At 60.8% G+C, this 11,416-nt stretch carries 11 protein-coding genes; 2 read left to right on the forward strand and 9 right to left on the reverse strand.

The window, feature by feature from the left end:
* Window position 1: 1 nt before the first annotated feature.
* The 7 genes from ACWF8S_RS15795 to ACWF8S_RS15825 are packed head-to-tail and all read right to left on the reverse strand — an operon-like array spanning window position 2 to window position 5,444.
* The gene (locus ACWF8S_RS15795) at window positions 2-715 is read right to left on the reverse strand and encodes a general secretion pathway protein GspK (protein ID WP_447554378.1); all 714 of its coding nucleotides are present in this window, start codon (window positions 713-715) and stop codon (window positions 2-4) included.
* Window positions 712-1,311, reverse strand: coding sequence for a prepilin-type N-terminal cleavage/methylation domain-containing protein (locus ACWF8S_RS15800; protein ID WP_447554380.1), 600 nt, complete (start codon window positions 1,309-1,311; stop codon window positions 712-714). The genes ACWF8S_RS15795 and ACWF8S_RS15800 overlap by 4 nt, the downstream gene beginning before the upstream one ends.
* Window positions 1,308-1,673, reverse strand: coding sequence for a type IV pilus modification PilV family protein (locus tag ACWF8S_RS15805; protein ID WP_447554381.1), 366 nt, complete (start codon window positions 1,671-1,673; stop codon window positions 1,308-1,310). The genes ACWF8S_RS15800 and ACWF8S_RS15805 overlap by 4 nt, the downstream gene beginning before the upstream one ends.
* Window positions 1,670-2,098: a GspH/FimT family pseudopilin gene (locus ACWF8S_RS15810; RefSeq protein ID WP_447554383.1), complete on the reverse strand. Its 429-nt coding sequence runs from the start codon at window positions 2,096-2,098 to the stop codon at window positions 1,670-1,672. The genes ACWF8S_RS15805 and ACWF8S_RS15810 overlap by 4 nt, the downstream gene beginning before the upstream one ends.
* A 12-nt stretch (window positions 2,099-2,110) precedes the next feature.
* Window positions 2,111-2,533 (reverse strand): type II secretion system major pseudopilin GspG, encoded by a 423-nt coding sequence (gene gspG, locus ACWF8S_RS15815; RefSeq protein WP_447554384.1) that lies wholly within the window; start codon window positions 2,531-2,533, stop codon window positions 2,111-2,113.
* A 15-nt stretch (window positions 2,534-2,548) separates the two neighbouring features.
* Window positions 2,549-3,748 carry a type II secretion system inner membrane protein GspF gene (gene gspF, locus ACWF8S_RS15820; RefSeq protein ID WP_447554385.1) on the reverse strand — a complete coding sequence of 400 codons (1,200 nt, stop codon included), beginning with the start codon at window positions 3,746-3,748 and terminating at the stop codon, window positions 2,549-2,551.
* A gap of 1 nt (window position 3,749) precedes the next feature.
* A complete protein-coding gene (locus tag ACWF8S_RS15825; protein WP_447554386.1) occupies window positions 3,750-5,444 on the reverse strand; it encodes a GspE/PulE family protein in 1,695 nt (564 codons plus the stop codon).
* A gap of 558 nt (window positions 5,445-6,002) precedes the next feature.
* Between ACWF8S_RS15825 and ACWF8S_RS15830 the strand changes: the two genes are divergently transcribed.
* Complete coding sequence (locus ACWF8S_RS15830) at window positions 6,003-6,248, forward strand: hypothetical protein (RefSeq protein ID WP_447554387.1); 246 nt, start codon at window positions 6,003-6,005, stop codon at window positions 6,246-6,248.
* Between the two features lie 99 nt (window positions 6,249-6,347).
* The gene (locus ACWF8S_RS15835) at window positions 6,348-9,035 is read left to right on the forward strand and encodes a glycoside hydrolase family 3 protein (protein WP_447554388.1); all 2,688 of its coding nucleotides are present in this window, start codon (window positions 6,348-6,350) and stop codon (window positions 9,033-9,035) included.
* A 105-nt stretch (window positions 9,036-9,140) separates the two neighbouring features.
* Here the strand turns inward: ACWF8S_RS15835 and ACWF8S_RS15840 are convergent, their stop codons facing one another.
* Together ACWF8S_RS15840 and ACWF8S_RS15845 are read right to left on the reverse strand one after the other, a co-directional pair.
* Window positions 9,141-9,785, reverse strand: a complete 645-nt coding sequence (locus tag ACWF8S_RS15840) for a TetR/AcrR family transcriptional regulator (RefSeq protein WP_447554389.1) — start codon at window positions 9,783-9,785, stop codon at window positions 9,141-9,143.
* 39 nt (window positions 9,786-9,824) lie between these two features.
* Entirely contained in the window at window positions 9,825-11,192 is a 1,368-nt protein-coding gene (locus tag ACWF8S_RS15845) for an MATE family efflux transporter (RefSeq protein WP_447554390.1), read from the reverse strand.
* Between the last annotated feature and the right edge of the window lie 224 nt (window positions 11,193-11,416).

Raw genomic sequence — 11,416 nt, forward strand, 5'->3', positions numbered from 1 at the left:
GTCACTCCTGCCACCTCAGTACGCGGTAAGGTTTGCGGGCGTCGTTGAGTGTGTCGAGCATTACAAGGGTCACCGTCAAACGAGAATCGAAGCCGCCGGGTAAGGTGGCAGCGCTGGTTACGGTTACGATCCGGCCCGCTTGCGCCGGCTCGCCGGATACGCGGGGCAGCCCGAGCGCCTGGGCAAGCCAGGGGCTTGCCAGCGACGCCTCGGGCTGTGGGCTGCCGGACCAGACCGTGGCGTGGCGCTGGGCGCACCCGTAAAGCGTGAAGCTCATACCAGGCAGCGCCCGCAACTCTTCGAGCAGGCGCATCGGCGTATCGCGGCGGCGCCCCTCCAGGGCGATAGCGATACGCTCGGCCTCATGATCGCTTGCCCCGCAGGCGCTCATCAGCCTTGAAAAAGCGCCGGTCGACGCCGCGTTGAGATCGAGCTTGCCCCGCTCGCTCAGCACGCTGATGTCGAGTTCGGCGTTGGCAAATCGCGCCCGGTGGGGCTCGCCATTGGCGCGCCAGCCCGGGGCGGCCTGCAAAAGGCCCGCCACGGCCATCGCGACGCCGGCCTCGGCGGCCAGCGTCGCCTGGGTCTGGTGGCGCTGCCAGAGTGCCTGACGCTGCTGTAACTGAACGGAGACCGCCAGGCTTCCCAGCAGCAGGCTCGAAAGCGCCATCACCCAAAGCGCCAACAGCAAGGCGACACCGCGCTCGCGCTTCATCCGCCGTCTCCCGAAAGATCCAGGCGAACATTCACCTGCTCCATGACCCAGGGGTGCGGGCCGTCCAGATCCAGGTCGACCCGCACCGCCTGGGGCAGCCGCTCGGGCCAGGGCCAGCGCGTCAGCCATTCGGTTGGCTCACCCAGCGGCGAGCGCCCCCGATAATAAAAGCGCGCGTCAACGAGGCCTTCCAGCAGCGGCTGCGCCGTGCCAAAGGGCTCGAGGCGCTGACCGTCGAGGCGGGCCAGCTGTACGTCGAGCGTTTGGGCGCGTACGGCCAGCCGTTGACGATAGAGCCCGCCGCCCAGGGAGGCGGGCAGCGGCGCGTAGAAACTCAGCGAATCGGGCTCGCCGTGGAAGCTCTCGCCCCGAGTTTGGCCGCTTTCATCGAAACTCAGCGGCAGTGCCTGACCGATGGATTGGCGAAGAAAGCGCTGAGCGGCGCGAATATCGTCGAGCCGGGCGCTGGTCCGTTCGGCCGCCGACATGGCCTTGTTGGCCGATACTACCGCCGTACCGACCAGCCCCAGCAGCAACCCCATCAGCGTGATGACGACCAGCATTTCCAGCAAAGTGAACCCGGATTCGCGCTTCACTGGCCTGTCCCCGCGCCGCGCAGCCGCAAGGTGCTGTAACGGGACTGGCGCGCGCCCGCGGTCACGACAAGCTCCAGCCGGTAAAGCGCCAGTGCTCCCTGGGGCTGGCGGGAAACCTCCAGCGTCCAATCCAGACCATCCCAGTGTCCTTGCCGCGACCCTGCGACAAGCGGCTCATCCTCGACGCTATCGAGTATCGAGCGGGCCGCCATCGCCGCGCGATCGCTCTGCTCGACCTGTTGCAACGAGCGCAGGCCCTGGCCAAAAGCGCCCAGCAGCACCGCCGAGCCGATCGCCAGCACCACGATAGCCGCGAGCATTTCCAGCAGCGTGAAGCCCTGGTGGCGCCGGGTGGCGATCACGGCAGCACCGTGAGGGCTGCCCGGCCGGTCAGCCAGGCGATGTCGATCCGCCAGCGCTTCGAGCCGCGCTCGATCAGAACGTGGCCGCCGCTGGAGGCGCCGTCCGGGTAGAACGCGAACGCCGCCCCCAGGTTGTCCGCCGTGTGCAGGTGCACCGTGAACGTCTCGGGCCAGGCGGGCGTGCGTTTGCCCGCCAGCTCCAGCTGGCGCGCGCGCAGATCGAACGTGGCGCGTACCGGCTGGCCGGTGGTGATCGCCTGAGTGCGCGCGCTGTTCAGTCCGGCGACCAGCGCGGATACCGCGCTGCGCTCCTGGGCCGACTGAAGGCCGCGACCCAGGCCGGTCGACAGCACCGCCGCGGCGACACTCACCAGCAAGATCACGGCCAGCAGTTCGAACAGGGTGAAGCCTTTTTGGCACGCCACCAGGCGTTGCCCCTATTCCCAGTTGCCCACATCGGTGCTGTAGCCTTCGCCGCCGGGCACGCCGTTTTGGCCGTAGAAGATCAAATCGAAGGCGCCGTGCTCGCCGGGATAACGGTAGCCGAAATCGTGGCCAAAGGGGTCCTTAAGATCCGAGGGTTTGGCGTAGGGCCCCATCCACTGACTGGCGCCGCTGGGTTTTTCGACCAACGCATTCAGAGACTCAGGGGGAGTGCCCATATCCAGCGCATAGCTTTCGACTTTCATGCCCAGGCTTGCCAACTGCGCCTTGCCGGCGCCATAGCGCCCCTTATCCACGTTGCCACCCACCTGGGTGACGACGATAGCGGCCACGATCCCCAGCAGCACGATCACGGCGAGCATTTCGAGCAGGGTGAAGCCGGACTGGCGGGTAGTGCCACGTTTCATGGTATGCATTTGACGTTCCTGGGATCAGATATTGCTGGTCAGACTCATCAGCGGCAGCATGATGGCGAGCATGATAGCGGCCACCACGACGGCCATGACGATGGTGAGTGTGGGTACGAGCGCGGCCAGAACGCGCTCGATCGTACGTCTCGCTTCGAGATCGAAGACATTGGCGACCTTGGTCAGCATGTCACCGAGCGTGCCGGTGTTCTCGCCGACCTCGATCATTTGCACGGCAAGCTCGGGCAGCAGCGCCTCGGTGGCGATGGCCACGGCAAAGCGCTGGCCCTGCTTGACCTCATCGGTGGCCTGGCGCACGTGAGCGCGCAGCGCATGGTTGGTGCTGACATCGCGGGCGATGGTCAACGCCGCGAGCAGCGTAACGCCGTTGCCCACCAGCGTGCCCAGCGTACGCGCAAGCCGGGCCGTCTCGAGGCGCTTTATCAGCGTCCCGGTCACTGGGCTTTCGAGCAGCCGACGGTCCTGCTTCTGGCGCCAGCCGGGGTGGCGCTGCCCGGCGATCAGCAAAGCGCCGAGCGCCACCAGCGCGAACACGACCCAAAGCCCCCAACGGTTGACGAAGCCCCCCAGCACCAGAATGGCCTGGGTGACCCAGGGCAGCGCCACGTTAAGGTCGTTGAAGATGGGTACGAACTGCGGCACCACGTAGGCCAGCAAAAGCGCGATGGAGCCGATCACCCCGATGACCAGAAAGGCCGGGTAGATGAGCGCATTGATGATCTCGCCGCGCAGGTTCTGGCTGCGTTCGAGATCGTCGCTGAGCTGACCCAGCGTCACGCCCAGCGCGCCGCTTGCCTCCCCCGCTCGCACCAGGCTCACATAAAAGGGCGAGAAGGTTTCGCGGTGCTCCTCGAGGGCATCGGACAGGGGTCGGCCGGCCTTGATTTCATCGCGTATCTGCTCGAGCACGGCGTGCACCCGCACGCCCTTTTGCTGCTTCAATACCGTGGTCAGCGCCTTGTCCAGGGGCTGGCCGGCGCCGACCAGCGTGGCCAATTGCTGGGTGAAACGCACCAGTTGGCCGCTCTTGAAAGCGCTTTGCGCCTGGCGTGGCTTGAACCATTGGCTACCGCGGCGAAGGCTCAACACCAGCAGGCCGCGCTTTTGCAGAGCCTGAGCCGCCGCGTTTTCGTCTGCCGCCTCGAGCTGGCCCGACTGCTGGCGCCCGTCGGCGTCCAGGCCGCGATACGTATAGGCGGGCATATCAGTCGCCCCCCGTCACGCGCAGGACCTCATCCAGCGAGGTCTCGCCGGCCAACGCCTGGCGCAAGCCATCTTCATACAGGGTAACCAGGCCCTTGCGTCGGGCGGCGGCCTCCAGTGAATCCGCATCGGCGTTGCACATCAGCAGCGAGCGAAGCTCTTCGTCCATGACCAGAAGCTCGGTGATGGCGCTACGCCCGTGATAGCCGCCGTTGGGCGCCGTATCGCTTGGGCGGTAGAGCATGATCGGCCGCTCCTCGGTGTACGCTTCCAGCCGGTGGCGCTCGATCAGTGCCTGGGGGGCGGGAAAGGCGACGCGCGTGGCCGGGTCGAGCCGGCGCACCAGGCGCTGGGCGAGAATGCCCTGAAGGGTCGAGGCGAGCAGGTAGCTCTCCACGCCCATGTCCAAAAGGCGGGTAATACTCGCCGCCGCGCTGTTGGTGTGCAGCGTAGAAAGCACCAGGTGCCCGGTCAGCGACGACTGGATCGCGATCCGACAGGTCTCCAGATCGCGCATTTCACCGATCATGATGACGTCCGGGTCCTGGCGCACGATGGAGCGCAGCGCCTGGGGGAAATCCAGTCCGATCGAAGGTTTTACCTGGATCTGATTGATACCGGGCAGCTGGTACTCGACCGGATCCTCGACGGTAATGATTTTACGCTCTTCGGTATTGAGCCCGGACAGCGCAGTGTAAAGCGTGGTCGTCTTGCCCGAGCCGGTAGGCCCGGTGACCAGAAAGATGCCGTGGGGCCGGGCGAGCTGTTGCTGGATGATGTCCAGGTTGGCGCCGGTGATCCCAAGGCTTGCAAAGTCGAGGCTGACGGTCTGGCGATCCAGCAGGCGCATCACCACCGACTCACCGAAGCTGGTGGGCACGGTAGAGACACGCAGATCCAGCTCGCGCCCCTGGATGCGCACCACGATCCGGCCATCCTGGGGTAGACGGCGCTCGGCGATATCCAGCCGGGCCATGATTTTCAGCCGCGAGATCACGGCGGCCGCGTAACCGGCCGGCGGCGCTTCGCCTTCAATGAGCACGCCGTCGACCCGATAGCGCACCTTGAGCGCGTTCTCGAACGGTTCGACGTGAATGTCCGAGGCGCGCCGATCCACCGCGTGCTGGAGCATGAGATTGACCATACGAATGACCGGCGCCTCGGAGGCCATGTCCTTGAGCTGCTCGATATCGTCCTGGTTCGACGGGCCGTCATCGAGGGTTTCGATCAGCGCGCCCATGGCTGAGAGGCCATCGCTGTAGACCTGCTCTATCAGCTCGTTCACTTCGTTGAGAGTGGCGATGTAGAGCGAGACAGACTTGTTCGACTGGTAGGCAAGTGCCTTGACCCCGTACGCCGAGACGGGCACGCCGGCGACGACCGTCAGCTTGTCGGGGGCGTCATTCACGCTTACCAAACCATAGTGGCGAGCGAAGCGTTCGGTACTGAAAGGTGAAACATCGCCCAGAGCGCCCTCCCCTTCCACCCATCGGGGCATCCCCAGCAACTGCGCATACGCTGTGGCCATCTCTTCATCCTTCACAGCCCCCAGACGCAGAAGTGTTCGAAGGGCCTCATCCTCAGCATCGTGCCCCGCTCCCAGCCGGTTGGCTCGGGCTATGTCGGCGGGTTTGAGCGCGCCAGCCTCGACCAGCCAGTTACATATTTCATAGGTGGAGGGCGTGTTCAAGGGCATAAAAGCGTCTGATCTCGCATAATGGAAGTGACTCTTTTAAAGCCCGCTCCATCAGCCAACGTAAATTAAATAAAACAGGGATTGATCAACTTTATAAAACGCCACTGGGCACTAAAGAAGTTGTGCGCCATGGATTTAGCTGCAATAACAAGAACAGCTAAAGAAACGGAACAACAGAGAATAAATAATATATCACAGCCTTAAACCTAACGATAGATATGTTTTATAAAAAGAAAATAAATATCATAAAAATTATGTTTTATGGCTAAATATTTTGTAATAAAGCAAATTTACGCAATAAATATTCAAAATAGCCAAACCAAAAGAATGGGTAATCAAACCTAAAGAAATGTCATCTTGATACTAGTCTTCTCATACCCATATACTCTTAAATGGTTATTTGCTTGATAATCCCTATTTTATACTTGAACTTTTTATCCAGGCGACCAAACATACGCGTGCTCTCGCATAGATTAAGAGCTATTCGCGTATTGCCATTAAACTATAGAGATCTCACCCATGAATAACTCATTGCGTGCATTAACATGTGCAGCGTTTATGGCGGCGTCGTTTTCAGCACTCGCCGGCCCTGAAACGCCCGGCGCGTCTTCCTCCGATACATCGATGTCCGAGGACTCTCAAGAACGCCTTCAGGATGTTCGCGCCAGGTACGAAGAGCGGCGCGACCGCCTTACCGGGGCCGATAAGCTGCCTCCGCGCACCCAGAAAGTGGGCAGCTTCCATCATGCGCCGGTCGATACCCGTGACGCGCCTGATCAGACAGCCGAGAACTCATCTCGATAAATACGCCCTGGCTTGCCTTCGCTAACGGCTACTACCGGTTACCGCTACCGGTTTTCATTACCTGTTCTTTACTATCTATACAGCAGAGAGACTTGAACCTTGATACCCATAAAACACACCGTTGGCTTCGGTTTGCTGGCGGCTAGCGTCCTGCACCCCGCTTTAACGTTCGCTGAAGAGCCGACGCGCTGGCAACAAGTGGAAGCTCGGGTCAGCTCGATTCTGGACAACATGAACCAGTCGCAGAAGATCAACTTCACGCGAGTGGATGACGGCCGCATGATTCCCCGGCTGCCCGAATGGGGCATCGACGGAACCGTTGCCTACGACGCCTCCATGGGTGTCCACGTCAACGGCGGCACCTTCGGCGCCCAGTATCCTGCTCAGTCGGGCCTTGCGGCGACCTGGAGCATTCAGCGCGCCCAGGAATTTGGTTTGGCGATCGGCTACGAAACTCGTACCGCCGGCGGCCAGCAGATGCTTTCGCCCACCGTGAATCTTTACCGCACCCCGTTTGGCGGGCGTAACGCGGAATTCATCAGCGGTGAAGACCCCTTCCTCGGCTCGGTGATGGGGCCGGCCATCGTGAACGGCATTCAGGCTCAGGGCATTCAGGCCAGCGGCAAGCACTACCTGGCCAACGAGCAGGAGGCCAACCGCCAGAACGTCAATATCATTGCCGACCAGCGGACCCTGCGGGAGCTCTACCTGCCGCCTTTCGAGTCGCTGGTCAAAAACGCCAATATTGCCTCGATCATGTGTGGTTTCAACAAGATCAACGACCACTATGCCTGTGAAAACCATCACCTGATCACCGAAATCCTCAAGGGTGAATGGGGCTTTCAGGGCAACGTGATGAGCGACTTCAACTCGGTTCATGACGCGTTCAAGGGCGCCTGGGCGGGTACCGATATCGATATGCCCTCCGGGCTGCAGTTCACCGAACAGAACCTGATGCCCTATGTATGGAGCGGCCAGCTTCATCAGAGCGTGATCGACGACAAGGTCAAGCGCAACCTGAGGGCCATCGTCAATTACGACTTCCAGGAAAACAAGAACACCGCCCAGCCGCTCGATCATCCCGAGTACGGCATCACCTCGGCGCTCAACATGGCGCGCGAAGCCATCGTCTTGCTGCGCAACGAGAATACCGCCGAGGGGGAACCGCTGTTGCCGCTCGCCCCCACCGCGAATATCGCGGTCATCGGCGACATGGCGTATCAACCGCCTTCCTCGCCTTTCGGCACCTCGAATGCCACACCCAACGATTACGTCACTGAAGTGGATGGCCTGCAGCAACTGGCCGCCAGCCCTGCCAACGTGACCTACCTCACGGAACTAGGCCTGAACCCGGAAACCTCGGTCTGGTATCAGCCGTCAAGCGATGAAGACGAAGGCAGCGCAGGCGTGCAGGCCGAATACTTCTCGAATGCCGACCTTTCCGGATCGCCCGCCGTCACACGTGTGGAACCCGGTGTGAACTTCAACTGGCTGACCCGCCAGAACCTCACGGAGAACGGAACGAGCACCTTGTCCGGCATCAACCCCGACGCGGGCAGCTTCTCGGCAAGGTTCACTTCCACGATCAAGCCGACGATCTCCGGCGACCACGCCTTCAAGGTCCGTATGGATGGCCCGATCAAGCTCTGGATCGACGATGAGCTGGTACTGGAAAGCGATGGTGTGCCCTACTCCTCCGATGTCGTCAACGCCCTGGCCGCCTCGGTCAAGGTGCCCAACCTCGAAGCGGGCGAAGAGTATACGGTTCGACTCGAATACCGCCGTCTGACCGACAGCTTCATGCCGGTGCTGGGCAGCATGAGAGGCCTGCAGTTGAGCTGGGCATCGCTGGCGCCGCCGGAAAACCTGGGTGAGTACGACGCGGTCGTGGTAGCCGTGGGTACCAACTACGAGAACGAAGGCGAAGGATCGGATCAGGCCTTTGCCCTGCCGGATCAGCAAGGGGCGATGGTCGAACAGGTCGCCAACGCCAACCCGAATACCATCGTGGTCATGCACGGTGGCGGTGTATCCGACATGCAGCCCTGGGCCGACCAGGTAGGCGCGACGCTCCACGCCTGGTTCCCCGGCCAGCAAGGCGGCCAGGCGCTCGCTGAAATTCTGTACGGCCAGGTCAACCCGTCAGGCAAGCTGCCTATCTCGATCGACAAGGCTATCGAGGATAACCCAAGCTACCCTTACTACTCCGACCCGACGGCCTATCGCGGTAACAACGCGCTCGTCGATATGGAGTACGGCGAAGGACTCTATCTGGGTTACCGTGGTTACGATCGTAAAAACGAGGAACCGCTCTATCCGTTCGGTTTCGGTCTTTCCTACACGACCTTCGACTACTCGGATCTGACGTTCTCCTCCAACGTGATGACGCCGGGTACCACGGTGAATGCCGAGTTCACGATCACCAACACGGGTGACAGGGCCGGCTTCGAAGTGGCTCAGCTCTACGTCGAGCCGGTCAACCCGCAGGTAGACCGTCCCGAGAAAGAATTGAAGGGCTTTACCAAGGTCTTCCTCGAACCCGGTGAGAGTAGAACGGTGAGCATCCCGCTGAACGCACGCTCTCTTGCTTACTACGTCGATGAAGTCGCCAGCTGGGATGTCGATGCCGGTGCTTATAACATCCGTGTGGGTGCCGATTCGGCCCACCTGCCGCTACAGGGCACCCTGACCACGCTGATGCCCGAGCGCCTGACCACTCGCGACAGCAATCCCTTGCCGGACCCGCTACGTCAGGCCGTTCAGGTCAGCGAGAACATGGCCTACTGATGTAGATTGCACATACAGATCATGATCTGACAGAAATAAACAGTGGGCGGGCTCAGCGATGAGCCTGCCCACTGTCTTTTTAAGGCCTCATAACTCCTCTTTCGCTTAAGCCTTGATGGTACTGACCAGCCGCTGGAGATAGTTGTCCAGCGCCTCCATCACGTCTGTCTCGTCGGGGTTTCGTAGCCACTGGATCTGCAGGCCGTCCATGACCGAGAACAGCTCCGTCGATACGGCTTTCACGTTAAGACCCGGGCGTATCTCACCCGCCTCGATCAACATGCGCAGGTGCGCATGCGAGTACGCGTGGGTCAGTTCGAATTTTTCCTGATACCAGGGGTGCGCCGGATGATCGTCGAAGAGACTTTCGATGTTGATCATCATGGCCGCCTGACATTCCTGGCGACTCTCCACGCTCAGACGCATGCTCATCTTGACGAAGGCCTTGAACCCTTCAAGCGTCGGCTGCATCTCGAGTTCGTCGAACCGCTCGGTGATACGCCGGTCACGCCTTTCTATCAGCGCTTTTAAAAGCGCGACCTTGTTGGGAAAATGGTGCAGCAACCCGACCGTCGTGATACCCGCGATATCGGCAATATCGCGCATCGACGACGCAGCATAGCCGTGTTTGGCGAACACCTCGGTGGCGGCGTCGAGCAAGGCCGCCCGACGTTTTTCGCCCTTGGGCGCACGACGACGCTTGGTGGCAGGTGAACCGTCCGCTTCAGCCTTGCCCTCGAAAACACTCATGCTTCCCCCTTGTTTTTTACTTCGCTGCCCCGGGCAACGTCACGACACGTTTGTCCTGCCTACGCCGATGTCTGGGTTCATCGGTGCAACATGGCGCCACGCCATCAGCACCGCGGTCGTGATCGCGGCCAGCGCGACCGCGGCATTACCCAACCACATGCCAAGAATGACCCCACTGGCGCCAAAATGCTCAGCGCCCAGCGCGACAAACGGCACCGTTCCAAGGCTCGCCCTCAGCCAGGCATAGAACATGATCCACCCGGTACGCTCGAGGGTGATGAAGATGGCTACCGCAATGAAATCAAGCCCCATCAGCAGCCAAAGCCCGGGGCCGACCACACTCAAGTCGTTCAGCAGGTGTCGACCCGGCGCGGATAACGCAAAGGCGATGGCCAACAGCGGCACGACCACCATCAGTACGCACCACGCCAATAAGCCATAAACGACGACCAGCTTGACGGCGCTTGACAGCGCCGCCTTGAGCCGAGGCTCATGGCCCTTGCCAAGATGTTGCGCCAACACCGGTACCAGCGCACCGGGGAGCGCAAAGTAGAGGCAGTACGTCACCTGCAGGGTGGTATCCATTAGCGCCATGGCCGCCATTACCGACACGCCGAACACCGACAGCTGCCCCATGACATAGGTAATCGCAAAGGGCATGGCCAAATTACCCAGCGTATAGGGCAGGGTCACGCGTGCAATGTAAAGGCCATGGTACTTCAGCAGGCGCCAGCGAATGCTCGTGGCAAGCCCTATTTGGCCATTGACGCGATAAAGCCCGTACGCACCCGCGGTGCCGGCGGCAATCATCATGGCTATGCCAGCCCCTACAAGCGCCAGATCCAACCCGAAGATCAAGACGGGATCCACGATTGCCAGCACACCCGCGGCCATCAGAAACAAACCCAGCGCCTGGCGGCTATGACCGAGGGCACGTAACGTCTGGGCGCAGGTATGAGTGATCGCCATCAACACCGATGAGATAAGCGCCATCCATAAAAACGGGCGTACCGACGCACTGGCGATGCCCTCCCCCAGCCAAGCGATAAAATGATCCAGATAGTAGCTCTCGATGGCCACCACCAGTACCGACACGGCAACGGCCAGCACCAGAACATGCGTTACCAGTTGAGGCAATGACGCCTGAAGCCCTCTGCCCGCCCGCCGAGAAATAAGCCCGCCGGCGGCGATTGCGATGCCGGTCACCGCAATCGAGTTAAAGAACATCAATAGTTTACCGATACCCACCGCCGCCACCAGCTCTTCCTCCTCCAACAGCGATACATAAGCAAGCGTCAGGATCTCGATCAAAAACAGCGCCAACAGGCTCAGTCCGCTGGTGATGGCCATTTCCTTTACATGACGATTGATAGGTCCGCGCGTAAACACCGCGCTTGTCTTGTCCATAAAAAGACCCTTGTCTGACGCATGAGATCATCGAAAAAGAAACCGCTTCGTTAGAACCGGCGCTCGGTTCCAGGGCCCCACTCACGTTTTTTTGCGCTGCGCACGGTGGCTTTATGAAGCATTCTGCCAATATTTGAAAGTAAAACGCCATATGCTTTCCCTGCGCTTGAGGCGTGACACAACGCATCTAAAGAACCGGTCACCAACGGTCAACAGCCCATCGT

The sequence above is a fragment of the Vreelandella xerophytica genome (assembly GCF_968048975.1).

What these genes read in the sequence shown, in the direction of transcription:
- ACWF8S_RS15795 (WP_447554378.1), bottom strand. Translation starts at nt 715, where the DNA reads ATGAAGCGCGAGCGCGGTGTCGCCTTGCTGTTGGCGCTTTGGGTGATG.
- gspG (WP_447554384.1), bottom strand. Translation starts at nt 2,533, where the DNA reads ATGCATACCATGAAACGTGGCACTACCCGCCAGTCCGGCTTCACCCTG.
- gspF (WP_447554385.1), bottom strand. Translation starts at nt 3,748, where the DNA reads ATGCCCGCCTATACGTATCGCGGCCTGGACGCCGACGGGCGCCAGCAG.
- ACWF8S_RS15825 (WP_447554386.1), bottom strand. Translation starts at nt 5,444, where the DNA reads ATGCCCTTGAACACGCCCTCCACCTATGAAATATGTAACTGGCTGGTC.
- ACWF8S_RS15830 (WP_447554387.1), top strand. Translation starts at nt 6,003, where the DNA reads ATGGCGGCGTCGTTTTCAGCACTCGCCGGCCCTGAAACGCCCGGCGCG.
- ACWF8S_RS15840 (WP_447554389.1), bottom strand. Translation starts at nt 9,785, where the DNA reads ATGAGTGTTTTCGAGGGCAAGGCTGAAGCGGACGGTTCACCTGCCACC.
- ACWF8S_RS15845 (WP_447554390.1), bottom strand. Translation starts at nt 11,192, where the DNA reads ATGGACAAGACAAGCGCGGTGTTTACGCGCGGACCTATCAATCGTCAT.